Origin of the sequence: Dictyobacter aurantiacus, from assembly GCF_003967515.1 — a bacterium.
GTDB lineage: Bacteria > Chloroflexota > Ktedonobacteria > Ktedonobacterales > Ktedonobacteraceae > Dictyobacter > Dictyobacter aurantiacus.
The window spans coordinates 1109817-1128165 of sequence record NZ_BIFQ01000002.1 but is presented as its reverse complement, the minus strand read 5'-3'; the positions used below and the strand labels follow the sequence as shown (position 1 = coordinate 1128165).

Sequence of the window (18349 nt, the reverse complement as noted above, 5' to 3'; positions counted from 1 at the left end):
AAAGGAGTATTCAGATGACAGATATGCCTGCTCGAAATCCTCAGTCTGACCCCAATGTTGCAAGAGCGATTCAATGTATGAATTGTAAGAAGACTTTTACGATTGGTCTTGCCGATGGTGGCAAAGATATTCATTTCTTAAATATGATTAGTTGGGATTGCCCGGCCTGTAAGAAGCGCAATCTGACGCCTTTCCTCACTACCGTTGCCTCTTAAGAGTTAGTCTTGTGTTGGTGCATGGGGGTGCGCGGATGCGCACCCCCATGCACCAACACAAGAAAGACCTTCCCCCTCCATCCACGCCGAAATTTTGAGCAAGCCAATTGTTTATCTTGCTTCCTCCTTGTTGTTGATTTATAATTTAATACTAATTCAATTCATGTGAATATATACTGTACAGATGCAGGCAAATATGCATGAGAAAAAGTGTTTCTCTCCGAGCAAACAGGTTTTAACAGGTTATCATCTGGTATTTAGCCAGCAAGCAGTTGAGAGGAGGAGAAGCGTGAATATGGCCGGCACTACCTCTATGTTTTCTGTTGATCTAACAACCTGCGATCAAGAACCTATTCACATTCCCGGTTCTATTCAGCCGCATGGTGTTTTACTGGCGCTCGGCGAACCGGACTTGACTATTGTACAGGTGAGCAATAATACCAGGGATATACTGGGTGTGGCTCCAGAGGCTATGCTGGGCACACCCCTGAAAAACTGGTTAGCCGCCGAGCATGTTGCGGCACTCCGTGGGCTTCATCTGGAGCCGCTAGAGCATAATCCTGTCTATCTGTTTACCGTGAAACTGCTCGGTGTGCCGCAGCGTTTTGATAGCATTGTTCATCGCGTGCATGATGTGCTGATCCTTGAGTTGGAGCCAATCGCGGAGGCGGGATTGCCCGCTGACGCTACATCGTCAAAGGATATCTATTATACGATTCAGTCCACCTTCACACGACTTCAGCGGGCGACTTCGATCTCTATGCTATCCCAACAGGTGGCCGAACACGTACGCGCACTGACCGGCTTTGATCGCGTGATGATCTATCGTTTTGAGGCTGATGGACACGGTGTCGTGCGCGCGGAAGCTAGACGGGAAGATCTGAGTCCGTATCTTAATCTGCATTATCCGGCTTCCGATATTCCCGCTCAGGCCCGGAGACTATATCAGTTGAACTGGCTGCGTCTCATTCCTGATTGCAACTACAGACCTGCCACGCTCATTCCGTCTGTGAATCCACTGACCAATCAACCTCTGGATATGAGCTATGCCGTGCTGCGTAGCGTTTCTCCCGTTCACCTCGAATACCTCGGCAATATGGGCGTGGCGGCCTCTATGTCGATCTCGCTGATCGTTGAGGATACTCTGTGGGGCCTGATCGCCTGCCATCATTACACTCCCAGGTACGTCCCATACGATCTACGTACGGCCTGCGAACTGATTGGACGCATTATGTCTCTACAGTTGCCGCTGGTGGAAGAGCGTGAGGAACGTGAATACGTGGTGCAGTTGCAAACCAGGCACAGTCAGTTGATCGAAGCGATCTCTACCGAGAAGCTGTCGCTGGCCGACGCCTTTACACACCACGCTCCAACGGCGCTGGAGTTTATCGCGGCCGGTGGGGTGGCTGTATGTGTGGATGGGGCGTGCCGGTTGTTGGGTCAGACGCCATCACCTTCTCAGGTTGATAAACTGCTCGACTGGCTCGTGCAGCAATCGGAGGATCAGATACTGGTTACCAATAAGCTCTCCTCGCTCTATCCTGCTGCCGCGGCGTTTCAGACGGTAGCCAGTGGTTTGCTGGCGCTTGTGCTCTCCAGATCGTTGCGCCACTATATACTGTGGTTCCGTCCCGAGATCGTGCAGACGGTTCACTGGGGAGGAGATCCGCATAAACCGGTCGATGTGGTGCGACAGGGCTCTCAACTTTCGCCGCGCCGCTCCTTCGAGGTATGGAAGCAGCAGGTGTATGGTATGTCCCAGCCCTGGCAGCTCTGCGAAGTAGAGGCCGTCGATCGCTTACGATCTGCGATTATTCGTGCGCTGCTCCGACAGGCTGAGGAGATGGCCCGGCTGAATCGCGAGTTGGAGCGCAGCAATATCGAGCTGGATACCTTTGCTTATGCGGCCTCCCATGACCTGAAAGAGCCTCTGCGCGGTATTCATAATTATGCCCATTTTCTGCTGGAGGATTATGGAGAGCAATTGGACGAAGAAGGGGTTTATAAGCTGCGCACGCTGGTCTCTCTGTCACAGCGCATGGAAGATCTGATGAACTCATTGCTGTATTATTCGCGTGTGGGACGCGCGGATCTATCGATGCGCGAGACGGATTTAAATCTTGTGTTGCAGCAGGCGATGGCATTATTGCAGGCTCGCATTGAAGAGAGTGGCGCCTGCATTCGCGTTCGAGCCCCTTTACCATCGGTGGTTTGCGATGGTTCCCGCGTCGGTGCGGTGTTCTTGAATCTCATCGGCAATGCGATCAAATATGCAGGCGAGCAGAGACCCCAGATTGAGATTGGTGTGCTTTCAGCTTTTGAGCAGCAAGAGCACCTGTCCTATCTGAAGGCCAGGGGACAGCTAACGCCGCCAGCAGCGCAGGCGCTTGGTCACGGCCTACCCGTCTTTTATATTCGCGATAATGGTATTGGCATCGCCTCTGAGCATTTTGAAACAATTTTCCGTATCTTCAAACGCCTGCATGGCCGTGATGCGTTTGGTGGAGGGACAGGCGCGGGATTGACCATCGTGAAAAAAATCGTTGAGCTCCATGGAGGAACGATCTGGGTCGAGTCAGTTGAGGGCCAGGGCTCGACATTCTTCTGGACCCTCGGTTCGTCAGAGAAGGAGTTGTGATGAACGCGCCATCGATCCTGATTGCTGAGGATAGCGATGAGGATTTCTTTACGTTAAATCGCATCTTTAAGAAGCTAGCTGTCTCTTATCCCATCGTGCGCTGCACCGGGGGAGAAGAAACATTGGACTTTCTCTACCGGCGTGGCAAGTACACCCACCTGGCGGATACTTCCTTGCCAGCGTTAGTTTTGTTGGACCTGAATTTGATCGGCCTGGATGGACGCGTTGTGCTGGAGCGCATAAAGCAAGATCCGGCCCTGAAGCGGCTTCCCGTGGTGATTTTGACGACTTCTTCAAATCCTCGGGATGTTGCGTTCTGTTATGAGTGTGGTGCGAACAGCTATGTGCTTAAACCTGTGCACTTTGATCATTTTACACGAACGATGGAATTGCTCGTTGGTTACTAGTTTGAGGCCGTCGTTCTGCCATGAAGTCTGGAGCCGTCCCGATGTCGCAATCACAACAGTGCAGGCAGATCTTGATCGTTGATGATAGCCCGGAAGATTGTGTGACGATACGCCGCTATCTCTCGCGCGATCAGAGTATGCTTTACACGATCCATGAGGCCCATAATGGAAAGCAGGGATTGAGCCTGTGCCAGGAGGTCGCGTTTGATTGTGTGCTCCTGGATTATAATTTGCCTGATATGGGTGGCGTCGTCTTTCTTGATCGGCTTCATGCATTGCTCAATCAGCCATTTTTGCCGGTGGTGGTTCTTACAGGCGGTGGTAGTGAGATGGCTGCTGTGGAGTCGATGAAGAGTGGCGCGCTGGATTATGTGCTTAAAAAGCAGCTTACACCTGAGCTGCTGCGACATTCCATCATGAATGCAACAGAGAAGATGCGCATGCAGCAACAGGTAGAGGCGCAGCGCATAGAACTGATTCGGCAGCGCCACGCCTTTCAAACGCTGGCGGAAAACGCCTCAGATATTATTTCCCGCTTTGATCCAGCGTTACGCCACCTCTATGTTAATCCTGCTGTGACGAAGATAACGGGCCTGCCAGTAGAAGCTTTTTTGAACAAAACAAAACGCGAGGTGGGTTTCCCCGAAGATTTTTGCGCGAGGTGGGAAAAAAATCTGCACGAAGTATTTTCCACCGGGAAGATCACCCAAATCGAATTCAACTATTCATCGCCCACTGGCCTGCGCATCTTTCAGGCAAAGTTGACCCCCGAGTTCGATAGCGCCGGAGAGGTGATCTCCGTTCTGAGCATCAGCCGTGATGTGACAGAGTTGAAAGAGACGGAGGCCGCTCTGCGCGAAAGTGACGAGCGTCTGCGCCTGGCGTTCTCTGCCGCCAGGATGGGGACCTGGGATTGGAATATCAAAACGGGAAAAGATGTCTGGTCTGAAGAAATGGAAGCCTTGCTGGGGATGGCGCCCGGAACGTTCAGTGGTACCTACGAGGCATTCTGCGATCTGGTTCATCCCGATGATCGCGCCCTGGTTACCGCGCTGTTGCAGCAGGCGCTGCAACAAAAAAGTATGTTCCAGGCGGATTTCCGTATGCTGCATGCGGATGGTAGTGTTCGCTGGCTCGCGGCTCGTGGTCATGCGTTCTACGATAATGAGGGTCATCCTGTGCGTATGATAGGCGTTGATCTAGATATTACGGAGCGCAAGCAGTCAGAGCAGCGGGCTACCGAGCGGGCCAGTGAGCTGGAAGCCTTTTTTGAAGCCATCGGCGACGGCCTGTTTATATTGGATGCTCAGGGCAATCCGGTACGCCTGAATCGAGCAGCACGCAGCCTCATGGGAGTGTCAACCGGTATGCTGAGCGAACGGCTCTCTATCCCTCCGCCCCTGTTTGTGGATGAGCAGGGCCGGCCCTTGCCTGATGAGCAGCGCCCGGAAGCCAGGCTATTGCGAGGAGAACATCTGGCGGGTCCTACGGCAGCTGATATGCGTCTGCGTCGCGCGACAGGATTTGAGGTCGAGCTGAGTGTGACAGGGACACCGCTGCTGACCGAAGATGGAGCGGTAAGTGGCGCGATTATGGTGACGCATGATGTGACGAGGCGTCGTCGCCTGGAACGGCGTACCCATGCCGCGCTCGATGCTCTGTTGATGATGGCTAAAAGCCTCATCTCCATTGAAGGACCGTCTGTACGGACCGAGCAGACCGAGCAGACCGGCCGAGCCGTGATGCAACGCCTGGCTGAACTAACTTGCCGTGTTCTGGACTGTGAGGGGGCTCTGTTATTTGTGCTGGTACCCGGGACCGAGAAGGTCGAATATAGCGTGGGTACTGGCTTCGATGCTTCCCTACTTTCCTCCCTGCTCAATCGCGTACAGGGAATGTCCCTGACAGATTTGTTCCAATTAGCAGCTGTCAGGCAGTTGCGCGAAGGTGGTGTGGTCTCTCTGGATGTGAGTCAGCCCTCTTATCATGCATATCAATTGCACCCCCATCTGCACCGAGCCATCCTTGCTCCGCTTTGTCTGCAGTCCGCTCTAATGGGTGTGGTGATCGTTTATCCAATGGATGTATATCATCGCTATCTGACGGAAGAAGTGACCCTGGTGGCCGCGGTTGGACAGTTAGCCGTGCTGGTGATCGAGCGCGAGAGGTTGTTGCGTGAACGGGAAGAGGCCCGTGTCAGAGAACTGACGGCGCTTGAAACCACGCGCCGCATCGATGATTTTATCGGCATTGTCAGCCATGAGCTTAAATCTCCGCTGACGGCGGTGCGTGCGAATGTTCAGCTAGCCAGGCGGCAACTGAACCGTATTTTATCCCATCAAGCCGAGCTGGGTAGTGGAGCAGTGCCAGATATCGCGACCATCGGCAATTTCCTCGAACGCGCGGAGCGACAGATCATGACCCAGACCAGGTTGGTAAACGACCTTGTGGACTCCACACGTGTCCGTATGGAAAAGTTGGATCTACAGGTTACCCGCTGCGACCTGCGAAAAGTCGTACAAGAGGCTATTGAGGATCAGCGCCAGACTTCCCAGAAACATGCCATTCAATTGAGAGGCACCGAAGGTGAGGTTTTCGTATGGGCGGATGCCCAGCGTGTCGGCCAGGTCGTGACCAATTACCTCTCCAATGCGATCAAGTACTCGGATGAGGATACCATGATCACCGTGCGCCTCGATCGATGCGACTCGGCTGTGAGGGTCTCTGTGTGCGATCAGGGACCGGGTTTGCCGCTGGACGTGCAGCAGCACATCTGGGATCGCTTCTATCGCGTTCCCGGGGTTGAGGTTAAAAGTGGCACCGGCGTTGGCCTGGGATTGGGATTACATATCTGCCGCACCATTATTGAGCGCCAGGGAGGAACCGTAGGCGTATCCAGCACACTAAACCAGGGTTCAACCTTCTGGTTCACCCTGCCACTCTACGCGAACGCAAACGAACTCCCTTCGAAACAGGAACATACCTCCATTTCAAACTAATCACTAATCCATTACATGTTGGTGCAACAGGGGCACATCCGCGCCCCTGTTGCACCAACAAAAAACGAGTGCGGCCGCGTATGCGGACGCTCGTGCGGGGGCTATCACGCCCGCTAGCTATGATTGGTGCACATGCTATCAGCATATGCACCAATCATAGCTATGCTATCAGCATTTTTGTCTACTTCCCCGGACTCTGGAAGGGCTGGTATGATAGGGGCAGATGTTAAAGAAAAGGATGTGGCGTGTATGAAATTTCTTCTTCTCGGTGGAACGGTCTTTCTGGGACGTGCCCTGGTTGATAGTGCTCTGGCGGCCGGTCATGAGGTGACACTCTTCAATCGTGGTACCCATCCTGATGTGGAGTATCCCGGCGTTGAGCAATTGCACGGCGATCGAACCCGCGATCTCTCCCTTCTTGAGGGCAGAGAATGGGATGCTGCCATCGATACCAGTGGTTACCATCCCGATGTGGTACGGGCTTCGACCCGCTTACTGGCGGCGAACGTGAAGCATTATACTTTCGTCTCCAGCAAATCGGTCTATGCCGATTTTTCTCAGCCTGGAGTGGATGAGTCGTCTCCAGTGGCGACCGTGACCGATGAGCAACTGGCCTCTACCGAGCAGATGCAGCCTCCATATGGTGAGCTCTATGGACCTCTTAAGGCTCTCTGCGAACAGGCGGCGGAGGAAGAGATGCCGGGCCGCGTGCTCAATGTTCGCTCGGGCTTGCTCGTGGGACCATACGACGGTACCGATCGCTTTACGTACTGGCCGGTGCGCGTAGCCCGTGGCGGAGAAGTGCTGGCCCCTGGACGACCCGATAAGATGATCCAGTTCATCGATGTGCGCGATATGGCCGATTGGATTGTGCGCATGGTTGAGGCGGGTCAGACGGGTACCTATAACGCTAATGGACCTGTTGGCCAGTTGACTATGCGGCAGTTTTTAGAGCAGTGCAAGGCCGTTATTGGTAGCGATGCTACTTTTACCTGGGTCGATGATGCTTTTTTGAACGAGCACAAAGTGGGCATGTGGATGGAATTGCCGCTCTGGATTCCTGATAGCGAGGCCGATATGGCCGGTTTTATGCTGGCGAGCGTGGATCGAGCGCGGGCCGCGGGATTGACTTACCGGCCGCTGGCGGTCACTATCAAGGATACGCTGGCCTGGAATCAGACGCGTCCCGTCGGTCCACGCCGCGCCGGTATGGATCCCAAACGTGAAGCGCAGCTATTGGAGCTCTGGCATCAGCCCCCTTCAGCCTGATGGGCAGGAAGGGCACTACCAGATGAGTCTGGTAGTGCCCTTCCTGTATGTTTGTACATATAAGTTGTACGATGAATGTGTCTTTGACGCGTATGGATAACCTCTAAAAATGAACCATTGTGCTATCTTTTTTTGCCTTTTCCTGCCTCGTGCGAAGGACCTCAGAGGGCTTTTTTAGCTCACCTTAATTATCCTCTTGCATTGACAGGTGCAATTCTATATGCTACATTTTTTCGTGTCGGAAATAGCGCGATAAGATGAGTTAAGCTTGAGATAAATGATAGTGTCTAATTTACCTCAAGCATGATGTTAAGCCTCAAGTACTCGACAGTCCTACGGAGTTTTCTAGAATGCGTTCCTGTAGATTTGCCGTTGCGATGGAGCAGGCAATCCTCTGTGTAGCGATCGTACTTTCCTTATGGCCAGCCAACTACTGAACAGAGAAGATTTTTGTCCAAAGAAGGAGAAAACTATATGGCAGGCAATAAATGTGTTGTATACATCGAACCAGGGAAGGTCCAGGTTGAAAAGATTGAGTATCCGAAGCTAGAACTGGAGGCACAGCATCGCAAGTGCGAGCATGGTGTGATTCTGCGCGTAATCGCCACCAATATTTGTGGTAGCGATCAGCATATGGTGCGTGGGCGTACCACTGCGCCAAAGGGACAGACCCTGGGCCACGAAATTACCGGAGAGGTGATCGAGACGGGACGCGATGTTGAGTTTATTAAAGTCGGCGATATCGTATCGGTTCCGTTCAATATTGCCTGTGGACGTTGCCGGATGTGTAAGACTGGTCACACCGGTGTTTGCCTGAATGTCAATCCCGCCCGCCCGGGCGCGGCGTACGGCTATGTCGATATGGGGGGCTGGATCGGCGGACAGGCTGAATACGTGATGGTCCCCTATGCCGACTGGAACCTGCTGAAGTTCCCCGATAAACAACAGGCGATGGAGAAGATGAAAGATCTGACCATGCTGTCAGATATTTTTCCCACCGGCTACCATGGAGCTTTTAGCGCTGGCGTAACTACCGGATCAACCGTCTATGTTGCTGGAGCTGGACCCGTTGGCCTGGCCTGCGCGGCCTCCTGCCAGTTGTTGGGCGCGGCCGTTGTGATTGTGGGCGATATGAATCCTGAGCGCCTGGCTCAGGCGAAAAGTTTCGGTTGCGAAACAGTTGACCTGCGTAAAGATGCCGAGCTACCCGATATGATCGCGCAGATCGTGGGTGAGCCGATTGTCGATGCCGCCGTGGACTGTGTTGGTTTTGAGGCGAGAGGCCATGGACAGGGTGCTACCGAGGCGCCGGCCACCGTTTTGAATGATGTGATGACCATTACACGCGCCGCCGGTCGTGTGGGCATTCCTGGTCTGTATGTAACCGGTGATCCCGGTGGCATCGATGAGAGCGCTAAGAAGGGCCGCCTGGGGGTGGATATCGGTCTGGGCTGGGCCAAGTCCCTCTCATTCACCACCGGCCAGACGCCAGTGATGCGCTACCATCGGCAACTGATGATGGCCATTTTGAACGACAAGATTCAGATTGCTAAAGCGGTGAACGCCACTGTCATCCCGCTATCCGAAGCGCCTAAAGGCTACCAGGACTTTGATAAGGGCGTCGCGAAAAAGTTTGTGCTCGATCCCCACGGGTTAATCAAAAAATAACTGTGAGTGCTCTCGCACGCGCGTCCGCTACGCGGCCGTATGGGTTTTATATATTGGTGCCTCGGGGGCGCATCCGCGCCCCCGAGGCACCAATATATAAAAGACCTGTAGGCACCTGAGGTGCTTACGGGTTCATTTTATGGTGGTGCAGGGTGCGCGGATGCGCACCCTGCACCACCATAAAAAACTAGTGCGTCCGCGCAGCGGACGCGCGTGCGGGGGGCTCACGTGTCCCCAGAGTGAGAGAAGTAAGGTCCATTCTAAAAAACATATTTAAGTAAATACATATTTATAATTCATAATTGTGCAATTTGTGTAATTGACAAATAGTCATTTTATTTTAATAGTTACAACTTTATGCCTCCGTGATTCGTGTTATGTGGTGAGGAGGATACAATGATAAATAAACAAGTGGCTAGAATAAGCGTGGTGGGGATAGTTGCGTGTTTGTTCGCGATGCTGTTTATGCTAAGCCCGGCTAGTACATCCTCTGCCAGGGCGGCAACCACAGATAGCAGTGGAAGTAAAGTGATAGATGTCAATCTGACGCAGCAGAAGCTGACGGCCTCTGAAGGTGGTAAGGTGGTCTACTCTACCCTGGTACTGACCGGGCGTGCTGGTCTGGAAACGCCGATCGGCACCTATCACGTCTTTGCCAAGGAGAGTCCGACGACATTCTATTCTCCATGGCCAGCAAGCTCGCCTAACTACTATGAGCCGACCCACATCAATTATGCCCTTGAGTGGAAGCCCGGCGGCTACTACTTGCACGATTCCTGGTGGCATAGCGTCTATGGACCCGGCACCAATGGCTGGCATAATGATCCAACCTATGGCCGGCAGAATGGATCTCACGGGTGTATCTCTATGCCGTACGCGGCCGCGCAGTGGCTCTATAACTGGGCTCCTATCGGGACGACGGTACAGATTCATTCCTGATAGCGAGATCATTGAAGAAAGAAAAATTTTATGAGTTGGTGCAGAAGTTGCACTCTGTGCAACTTCTGCACCAACTCATACCCCCCTCAATGTTTTTGCAGGGTGACGGTTCCGGAGGCTGGCACGTTGAGCATGTGCAGGCCAGGGTTGAGGGTCAACTCTGCTTGCTGAATGCTTTGACCGCGGCAGTCGCGAATATGCATCTGGCGCGATCCACTATCCGCCGTGACCTCCAGAACGAGCCGCTGTTCCAGGCTGCCATTGATGACAATGAGTTCCTCCGGTATGGAGTCCGGAAGCGTTATGATGTTGTCTTGATAGGATACGATCAGATATTTGTCTTCGTTGGTGGCGCTGACCATGGGATAGAGTACCTCTGGATGCGCGGGCATGAGCGTTCCATCCAGCAGAACATCCCGGTGCTGCCGCCAGAAGGCTAGCCAGTAGCGTACCACTTCGAGATGCGTGGCCGGTAGCTTATCAAGCAGGACTGATATCTGTGGAACCGAGAAGAGGACGTTGATTAATTGCTGGGCCACGATCTCGGCTGGTTCATCTGGATGCCACATCAGCATATCGGCATGGGCAGCGGTCTGCCCGCATAACAGGCGAATATCCAGTGTACGCACGCGGTTGGTAATGAATTCGTAGGGACAATCTCCGGCGCGGAACATGTTGCCATACTTGCGCATCAACGGCCCCACATATGACTGCCGGAACTCAATCAAGATGTCGGGTTTTATGGCTCTGAGGCGTACCATGATATCGGTGAGCAGTCGATCTACAGCTCTATCGATCGATTGTTCGTCACGCTCCTCTGCCGTGCTGACCTGGGATGTTGAGGATAGTGGCGGCTGGGGGAAGCGCGGCTCAGCCCGGAACGCATCTACGAAGTCCAGCTTGAAGCCGTCCAGATCCCATTCGACCAGGGCTTTTTCGTAGAGCTGGATCAGATATTCGCGCACCTCAGGATAGCGCGGATCAAGTACGCCGGCTCCCAGGCGCTCGATGGTGTACAGCATGCGGTCGTTGAAACGCGACCAGGCCTTGCTGTACTGACCGACGAAGGGAACTGAGTACCATAAGACGTATTTCATGCCCAGCTCATGCACCCTGGCAACGTGGGCCTTCATGTCTGGTATCTTCTCAGTGGCTACTTCCCAGTCACCGCAGTAGGCGTAGCCGCGCTCGTTATTGATCGTTTGCCAGCCATCATCCACGATGACCGCCTCGCAGCCAAGCTCTTTGGCGATGCGACACTGGGCCTCGATGGCGGCAGGCTCTAACTGCTGATGGAAGCTATACCAGGTCGAGTACATGGGCAGGCGCGCTGGCTCTGGTACCGGGGCCGGCTCGTATCCTGGTTGCTCGGCCCACCACCGCTGAACGTTGTCCAGGGCTGTGTAGTAAGGGATGGCACGTGTATCCAGGCGGAGCGTGGCCATATAGTCAGCCAGCTCGGGTGATGACTCCACAAACAGATTGAGGGAGCAATGCAACTCGCCGGTCTCTTCGCTTACTCCCGCTTTGATCTCGACGGCTTCCAGCGCGTCTGAGAAGGCTGCGGTCAGCCGATTTTCTCCATGGTAACTATAGAAGCTGACAACCGGCATCTGCGACGTCACCTTCGCGATGTTCCCGTGCGACCAGTCAGCCGGAATATTTTTGTTGCGATCGCTGCCCGAATGCCAGAGGCTGTAGATATCGTGCATGGGCAGCGACCAGCTGATCTGGATGCGCGGAGCCGGTCGCGCTTGCCCATCATTGGCCGTAATATGTAGTTCGATCAACGACAATCCAGCGTTTACCTCTGTCACTGTCTGCTGCGCCGAAAAGTTGTCTCCCATACCTGTGATAGAAATTGTCGATGCCACACCAGAAATAGTTGTCATAATATTTAACTCCATCGTTGTACACTATATTATGGAAAGTCTACCATATATATGCATTCTGCATCTATCTCGATCGCATCTATGTGCGCAAAATTATAGCCAGAATTTGGTTCCATGGGTATACTATAAAGAGGATTTGTTGCATTTTGCTCACATGGGGAATTTGCTCTGGCTGCATTGTCTTAGTTACAATAGCACCCGATAGTGAATATAGCGCGCTGATCGATGATCCTCGCTTTCAGAGTGTCTGACTCCCATGATCATTGACTGCGGCCTGCATGAATTTTTGCCCCCATAGTACTCAAGAGTCAGTTTTAAGTTAGTGCAAGGCCTGCACACGGATCATTATCTTAAACAATCAGGAAACCCATAGTACTCAAGAGTCAGTTTTAAGTTAGTGCAGGGCCTGCACACGGACCATTATCTTAAACAATCAGGAAACCCATGGTACTCAAGAGTCAGTTTTAAGTTAGTGCAGGGGGTGCGCGGATGCGCACCCCCCTGCACTAACTTAAAAAACCAGTGCGGCCGCGCAGCGGACGCGCGTGTGGGGGCGCTCAGGTGCCCCCATGATGGCGAGAATCAAATCCTCGCATTGAGATGCGCTGCGCAAAGGAGATTATGTGGATAGTGTTGAGTTTGTCGACTACATCGAACCTTATATCGAAGCATCTGTAGATTTTATTATGCTGCACATGCAGCGGCGGCAATTGGATCCAGGCCCTCGCAATGGCACCTTCTGGCATGGGTTGTTTGAAGAGATCAGGCATTTTCTGATACGGACGTATGATACCTATGAGGTTGAAGAGCTGATCGAGACGGACGGTACGATGTGTTGGGCCTTTGGCTACAACGACTCTATCGGGGGCTGGAGCTGGATACGGGGCGAAGAACAGCATGCGCGCCGTGAAGATGGACCGATTTTGCCTGCCCTGTTTAATGCCCGGCTCAATGTGCTGGCATTTGATACAAGATTCCCCAAACAACACTGGGTTGAGATCTGGTATGGTCCGGGTACGGTCAAGTTGATCAAGCACGAAGGCGAGCGTACACAGGTAGCGTTACCGGCCTTTATCGAGGCGCATATCGATCTGCTCCAGCGCCAGCTTAACGCCTGCTACGTCAAAAATCATCAGCAAGAACGGGAACTCGAAGCGGAAAATGCCGCAGGCATGGTGGTAAAAATTCGCCAGAGGCAGCTCGACGATCAGCAAGGATTTCAGTACACATGCCAGATTGAGCAGCCGCGTGGACTGGTCCAGTTCAGTAGCGCCATATTTCCCTCCAGATCGCTGGACGAACTGATATTGATGCTCTGCTCAGATGTGCCGGGCTTTGAGCGCTTCTTCACGCGCAATCGCTTTGAAGAACTGGTTGGCCCCCACGAGCCGGGCCACAGGGTTTCCAACCCCGGCTGGCAGGTGCTCGCCCAGGCCCAACAAAAGGTCGCGGAACGTATCAAAAAGCAAAAAGACGGCGGACGCCAGGCATAAGCCCATCCCCCGTAGGTGCCGGGCTTGCCCCGGCTTTCCCCGTGCCCGGCCACTTCTGTATCTCATCATATTCTCTGCTCGCCCCCATGGTGCCGCCCGGCGGCCCACCATTTAATAAGCCGGTTGCCTTTCAAGGGTTCGCTGCTCACGCATGAGCCAGACATAGCCATCTTCCAGTCCCGGTTCGGTCGGGGTAATGCTGATTCCCGCCATTTGACGGACGGTGCTTTCATCACCGACTACGCGGTACTGGATGCCCTGCGCCATATGCAGGGTTGAGACCACGATGAAGTCTCCCTGCGGCTTCTGCCCCTGTGTGGAGGTGAGTAACCAGACCTTGTCGGCCGCTTGCTGTATCAGGTCGGCTGTAGTGCCGTGGAAGATGATTTCGCCGGATCGCATGACGGCCAGTTTATGGCATGTCTGCGCGATATCCTCCACGATATGGGTCGAAAGCAACACCGTACGATTGCCTCCCAGGTCGCTGAGCAGGTTGCGAAAGCGGATGCGCTCCTCTGGATCGAGCCCTGCCGTGGGCTCATCGACAATTAAGAGCTGTGGATCGTTGAGCAGGGCCTGCGCGATGCCGACGCGGCGCTTCATGCCGCCTGAGAAGGTTTTAATCTTGCGCCGGGCGACATCGCTCAGGGCGACCATCTCGAGCAACTCTTCGACCCGGGCTTTGCGCTGTTGACGTTGATCCAGTCCTTTCAGGATCGCCACATAGTCCAGAAACTCGCGCGCGCTGAGATCGGGGTACATCCCAAGATCCTGCGGCAAGTATCCTAATCTGCGTTTGATCTCGGTGCGCCCTTTTTCGCTGGTGCCATCGTATGGACCGACCTGGATGCTGCCCGAGGAGGGATAGAGGATGCCGGCCAGCAGACGCATAAGTGTCGTCTTGCCCGCCCCGTTGGGTCCGAGCAGACCAAACATCCCACTCTCAATCGTTAAATCAACCCCTTTTAACGCCTGTACATTGCCACGATAGTTCTTGGTCAGATCTTCAATCACTATTTGCATGCTGAAAAGCTCCTTGTCGTGTGATAGCGATAACGTTATTGCCGGGCCTGCTGCCAGCGTAGCACCAGCCATAGTATGCATAGAACCAGTATCGCCAGGCTGACCAGGAGTAAGAGACTCTCCCAGCCCTGGATGGCAGAGGCAGTGATCCCAGAATGTTTGGGGTCCAGGCCGAAAATGCCGGATGCTGTAATTTTGCCTGATGGTGTCAGAATAGTGCCATTAAGGGTTGGAATACCGTTTCTTGCACCCAGGAAGTTGCCCCAGAACCAGTAGCCAACAAAACAGAACTGGTAGAGGGGAACCCACATGATGGCGGGACAGGCCAGTGAGAAGGCGCTGATGAAGAGAATGCCGGGTAGGATGATAGCGCCAAACGTCGCTAGCGCGAATGGTATACATGCTATATTTCCCGAGTGATAGAGGACAAAGCCTGTGCCGAGCAAAAAGAAAACGAGCACCGGTAGCAGGGTGGCGCAGACGCTGCCAAGGTATTTTCCGATCAGCCGTACACCCGGGGACTGTGGCATGGTCATCAATAGTTCTTCGACTCTGGTGCGTCGATCGCGTGGCAGGCGATCCGCGATCAGACAGCCAAAGGCGGCTGGCAAGAGGGTATTTACCATCAGGGCCAGCTCGGCCATGGTCTGATTAATTGGTATTTGAAAGTAAAGATTGATGAGCTCGCTCAGGTGTGGTACGTAGATCATGATCTGAAGCAACCCTACCAGCAGTAAACTGACCCATACAGAGCGCCGCCGTATCTGCATCAAGAATTCATAGCGAAGGGCGCCGCCGCACGCGGTTATACTATTGCTCATTCTTCTATACTTCCTTTCAGCATACTTTCTGCGTTACGCAAAAGGAGCCAGCCTATAATCAGGATAAGGGCAGTGATGGCGAGCAGTTTATAATGCGGCTGCAAAAAGTATATATTATATTGTTGTGGTGTTGCGTTGGTGGGCGGAAAACCAACCAGCGTAGCGGGAAAAAGTAGCAGGGGACGTAGCCAGTCGCTCAAAGCAATGAAGTCCTTAAAGACGATCTCCGCGATCCAGATGGCGCATAAGAGTGCGACTCCAGCAGTGCGACTCTGCAGGAGTAGTGAGAAGCAGCCACCGGCTGCCATACACCAGAGGAGAGGGGCCAGCCAGATCAATTGTATGACCAGAAAAAGGCCGAGCGGTGACCACTGTTGGGTGAACTTTGGCAGGTAGAGCATGTGTACGGCCGCCAGCGTGTTGATGTAGATTACTGATAGCACCACACCCAGCACGAGCAGACAGAGAAAGCGTAGGACGCCAGTGCGATGGTATTTGCGCGGTACCGTCAACTGCAGTTCCAGAGCAGGATCCTGGGCAATGACGGTTCCAACCATAGAGCCGATGGCGATCGGGATCATCATTTCAACCCCACCCAGCAGGGTGCGCGCGGGATCAACGTGCCTGGCATTGAGTATAAATGCCAGCAGCACAAAGCCGATGATTAAGAGAAGAGGCGTAAGTAGCGCTTTCTTCCCTAAAAGTTTGAGCTCATAGTAGATCCGATCAACGAGCATAGCTCCTCCTCATACATTCGGCAATGACATTGCTAATTACATTTCCGCCAGTCGCGGTTGCCGGGGCGCGTAGATGATCGCTACCAACAATAAGATCGCGGCCGCGATAAAGAAAATGGAATTGATCTGCCAGTTCGCGGGCGTGACCAGGTAGATACTGGTTGTGCCTGTATCTATGTGCAGGTTCAGTGCCCGTGAGGCATTGATGAGTAGTGTAGTCAGCACCGCGACCCAGGAGCCTAGCAATAACGAGATAGAGAAGGCCGTCATCGCGAACAGCACCACGGGAGCCAGCCAGAGATGAATAATGCCCCAGATGTCTCCCCCTTGCAGCAGGGCCAGGATGCCAGAGGCCAGCAGGGAGAGGAGCAGGTTATAGCCTACGAGCAGTAGGAATCGTGACAGCATTACGACACGTATCGATGTCGGCGTAGCCATCGTTAGCTCTAAACCCGCGTCGTTCTCGCCGCCGTACAGGAAGGCGGTCCCCGAACTGGCAGAAATACAGGCGAACAGCGCCAGATAAAAGGTGGCCCCGCTCATGCCCGCTTTCTCCAGTGCTACAATGCTCAATATGGTGCCGAACAGGATGATTACGAACGACCAGAGCCAGATGGTCTTATGCAGCAGGGCGCACTGCCTGTGTAGTAACAGGACATAGTGCCAGCATGCATTTCCTATATTCTTGCTGATGGTATCGATGCGTAAGGATGGTGGCGCTATCCTGATTGTTTCTGCAGCCTGGATTGTGGAATTGCCGGGCGCGTCAGAGTTTGTCTCGGATACCTGCTCACCGTGATTGCAGGACAAGGCATAGCGGGCGGCATCGCGAACGGCTCCATCGGGATCGTGTTGGGCTACACGTAACAAAGCGGGGAGCAGGTCCACCGTCTGTGCCTGAAGCTCTCCCAGCGCCAGTACGGCCATTTCACGTACCTCCCAATCACTGTCCGAGAGTGCGCACAGCAGATATTCCAGCGGGACATGTTTTTTCATATGGCCCGCGACGCGCAAGGCCGCGACCCGCACCAGGCGGTGCTCGTCCTCTAATGCTGTACGCAGCAACTCAAGTGTGAGCGCATCATCTCTCCCATCCAGCGCGCGTACGGTGGCGGCGCGTATCTCCCAGGCCGGATGGGTGAGTCCGGCTCGCTGCTCTGATTGCGCTAAATCGGGCTGTAGATAGGGTTGCCGCTGTTCCAGCCGCGCCAGTACATTGGCCAGAAGGGTCTCTGGAGCTTTTTTCTGGGCGCGCCAGGCGGCCTGATTTTCTCGTGCATCATGATCTTGCGAATTCATCGTTTCTCCCTTCTCCCTTCCTGTCGTGATGCCGTCTCGAAGAGCATACGTAGCTGGCGTATTCCGCGCGAGACAGAGGATTTTACCGTTCCGAGGGGGTGATCCAGCAGGTTCGCGATCTCCTGGTATGTGAAATGCTCGAAATAGTAGCAGGTGATGCAGATGCGATATTTTTCTGGTAGCCGCGCGAGCAAGCATGCCAATTCCTGCTGCTGCTCTATCTGTTCGAAGAGGCGTTCCGGCTGCTCCTCGGGACGATCCGCAATCTCTAGCATAGGGCTGTCCGCCGTGGTGTCCAGTGGAACGACGTGCAGGCGCGTTCCACGCAGCGAGTGTGTATAAACATTCAGCGTGACCCGGTAAAGCCAGGCCCGCAGCTTAAGTGTACGTATACGTTCAGGCGTATAGTTTTCGAGTGAAACATACGCCTGAACGAATGCTTCCTGCACAATATCTTCTGCATTCTGCTGATCAGCGCATAAACGATAGGCAAAGGTATAGAGGCGATGCTGATAGCACAACACCAGTTGCTGAAAATGTTGATGCAGATTTGTGGAGAGCAGTAGCGGCAATTCTTCTTCCGTCACGTTCATGGTTATGTCATCCCAGACGATCAGTATTGCTGGCCTATGCCTGAGTGTATACAAACCACCTGATCTGATGGTGTCCTTTCTTATCAATTTTGCCTTTCCATCCTGTAAATACCAGAACATTGATCAATGGTTGCACTTTAGCGCAGATATTTTTATAATTGGGCTTACGACATTGTTTGACGTCTATATATTTGTCTCAAAATTCTGTCTGTGTTCCGCGTTTTTATGATGTGGGCCAAACAACAATCTTTCGTAGCGTGCATTTCAATCAGCAACAAATGTATCGAAATTCTCATATGTATTGTGGCGAAAATCATATTCTTTTAAAACGATATGAGGTAAGCTAACATTTGTCA

Annotated in this window: 14 protein-coding genes; 8 read left to right on the top strand and 6 right to left on the bottom strand. The window is 53.4% G+C overall.

From position 1 onward, the window contains the following. Positions 1-14 precede the first annotated feature (14 nt). The 7 genes from KTT_RS29540 to KTT_RS29510 all read left to right on the top strand — a co-directional run bounded on the left by KTT_RS29540 (position 15) and on the right by KTT_RS29510 (position 10135). Entirely contained in the window at positions 15-215 is a 201-nt protein-coding gene (locus tag KTT_RS29540; protein ID WP_126601277.1) for a hypothetical protein, read from the top strand. 295 nt (positions 216-510) lie between these two features. After that, positions 511-2853, top strand: coding sequence for an ATP-binding protein (locus tag KTT_RS29535; RefSeq protein ID WP_126601276.1), 2343 nt, complete (start codon positions 511-513; stop codon positions 2851-2853). Continuing rightward, positions 2853-3260, top strand: coding sequence for a response regulator (locus KTT_RS29530; protein ID WP_126601275.1), 408 nt, complete (start codon positions 2853-2855; stop codon positions 3258-3260). The genes KTT_RS29535 and KTT_RS29530 overlap by 1 nt, the downstream gene beginning before the upstream one ends. 41 nt (positions 3261-3301) lie before the next feature. Continuing rightward, positions 3302-6259, top strand: a complete 2958-nt coding sequence (locus KTT_RS29525) for a PAS domain S-box protein (RefSeq protein ID WP_160146214.1) — start codon at positions 3302-3304, stop codon at positions 6257-6259. Positions 6260-6508: 249 nt separating this feature from the next. Beyond that, entirely contained in the window at positions 6509-7528 is a 1020-nt protein-coding gene (locus KTT_RS29520; RefSeq protein WP_126601273.1) for an NAD-dependent epimerase/dehydratase family protein, read from the top strand. A 474-nt stretch (positions 7529-8002) separates the two neighbouring features. Next, positions 8003-9196, top strand: coding sequence for a formaldehyde dehydrogenase, glutathione-independent (gene fdhA, locus KTT_RS29515; protein WP_126601272.1), 1194 nt, complete (start codon positions 8003-8005; stop codon positions 9194-9196). A gap of 396 nt (positions 9197-9592) precedes the next feature. Then, positions 9593-10135: a L,D-transpeptidase gene (locus tag KTT_RS29510; RefSeq protein ID WP_126601271.1), complete on the top strand. Its 543-nt coding sequence runs from the start codon at positions 9593-9595 to the stop codon at positions 10133-10135. A gap of 86 nt (positions 10136-10221) precedes the next feature. On the opposite strand, the gene KTT_RS29505 is transcribed toward KTT_RS29510, so the two are convergent. Continuing rightward, positions 10222-12027, bottom strand: a complete 1806-nt coding sequence (locus tag KTT_RS29505) for a glycoside hydrolase family 36 protein (RefSeq protein WP_126601270.1) — start codon at positions 12025-12027, stop codon at positions 10222-10224. Positions 12028-12650: 623 nt separating this feature from the next. On the opposite strand from KTT_RS29505, the gene KTT_RS29500 reads away from it, so the two are divergent. Further along, positions 12651-13520: a hypothetical protein gene (locus tag KTT_RS29500; RefSeq protein WP_126601269.1), complete on the top strand. Its 870-nt coding sequence runs from the start codon at positions 12651-12653 to the stop codon at positions 13518-13520. Positions 13521-13631: 111 nt separating this feature from the next. On the opposite strand, the gene KTT_RS29495 is transcribed toward KTT_RS29500, so the two are convergent. Genes KTT_RS29495 through KTT_RS29475 form a run of 5 tightly spaced genes read right to left on the bottom strand, consistent with a single transcriptional unit; the run spans position 13632 to position 17993 of the window. Continuing rightward, positions 13632-14543 carry an ABC transporter ATP-binding protein gene (locus KTT_RS29495; RefSeq protein ID WP_126601268.1) on the bottom strand — a complete coding sequence of 304 codons (912 nt, stop codon included), beginning with the start codon at positions 14541-14543 and terminating at the stop codon, positions 13632-13634. 35 nt (positions 14544-14578) lie between these two features. After that, a complete protein-coding gene (locus tag KTT_RS29490; protein WP_126601267.1) occupies positions 14579-15364 on the bottom strand; it encodes an ABC transporter permease in 786 nt (261 codons plus the stop codon). After that, the gene (locus KTT_RS29485) at positions 15361-16101 is read right to left on the bottom strand and encodes a hypothetical protein (RefSeq protein WP_126601266.1); all 741 of its coding nucleotides are present in this window, start codon (positions 16099-16101) and stop codon (positions 15361-15363) included. Before KTT_RS29485 ends, KTT_RS29490 begins: the two co-directional genes overlap by 4 nt. 36 nt (positions 16102-16137) lie before the next feature. Then, entirely contained in the window at positions 16138-17400 is a 1263-nt protein-coding gene (locus KTT_RS29480; protein WP_126601265.1) for a HEAT repeat domain-containing protein, read from the bottom strand. After that, complete coding sequence (locus tag KTT_RS29475; RefSeq protein ID WP_160146213.1) at positions 17397-17993, bottom strand: RNA polymerase sigma factor; 597 nt, start codon at positions 17991-17993, stop codon at positions 17397-17399. The genes KTT_RS29480 and KTT_RS29475 overlap by 4 nt, the downstream gene beginning before the upstream one ends. Between the last annotated feature and the right edge of the window lie 356 nt (positions 17994-18349).

Excerpts from the sequence above, each read along its gene's own strand:
- KTT_RS29540 (WP_126601277.1), top strand. The coding sequence starts at position 15 with ATGACAGATATGCCTGCTCGAAATCCTCAGTCTGACCCCAATGTTGCA.
- KTT_RS29535 (WP_126601276.1), top strand. The coding sequence starts at position 511 with ATGGCCGGCACTACCTCTATGTTTTCTGTTGATCTAACAACCTGCGAT.
- KTT_RS29530 (WP_126601275.1), top strand. The coding sequence starts at position 2,853 with ATGAACGCGCCATCGATCCTGATTGCTGAGGATAGCGATGAGGATTTC.
- KTT_RS29525 (WP_160146214.1), top strand. The coding sequence starts at position 3,302 with ATGTCGCAATCACAACAGTGCAGGCAGATCTTGATCGTTGATGATAGC.
- KTT_RS29520 (WP_126601273.1), top strand. The coding sequence starts at position 6,509 with ATGAAATTTCTTCTTCTCGGTGGAACGGTCTTTCTGGGACGTGCCCTG.
- fdhA (WP_126601272.1), top strand. The coding sequence starts at position 8,003 with ATGGCAGGCAATAAATGTGTTGTATACATCGAACCAGGGAAGGTCCAG.
- KTT_RS29510 (WP_126601271.1), top strand. The coding sequence starts at position 9,593 with ATGATAAATAAACAAGTGGCTAGAATAAGCGTGGTGGGGATAGTTGCG.
- KTT_RS29505 (WP_126601270.1), bottom strand. The coding sequence starts at position 12,027 with ATGACAACTATTTCTGGTGTGGCATCGACAATTTCTATCACAGGTATG.
- KTT_RS29495 (WP_126601268.1), bottom strand. The coding sequence starts at position 14,543 with ATGCAAATAGTGATTGAAGATCTGACCAAGAACTATCGTGGCAATGTA.
- KTT_RS29490 (WP_126601267.1), bottom strand. The coding sequence starts at position 15,364 with ATGAGCAATAGTATAACCGCGTGCGGCGGCGCCCTTCGCTATGAATTC.
- KTT_RS29485 (WP_126601266.1), bottom strand. The coding sequence starts at position 16,101 with ATGCTCGTTGATCGGATCTACTATGAGCTCAAACTTTTAGGGAAGAAA.
- KTT_RS29480 (WP_126601265.1), bottom strand. The coding sequence starts at position 17,400 with ATGAATTCGCAAGATCATGATGCACGAGAAAATCAGGCCGCCTGGCGC.
- KTT_RS29475 (WP_160146213.1), bottom strand. The coding sequence starts at position 17,993 with ATGAACGTGACGGAAGAAGAATTGCCGCTACTGCTCTCCACAAATCTG.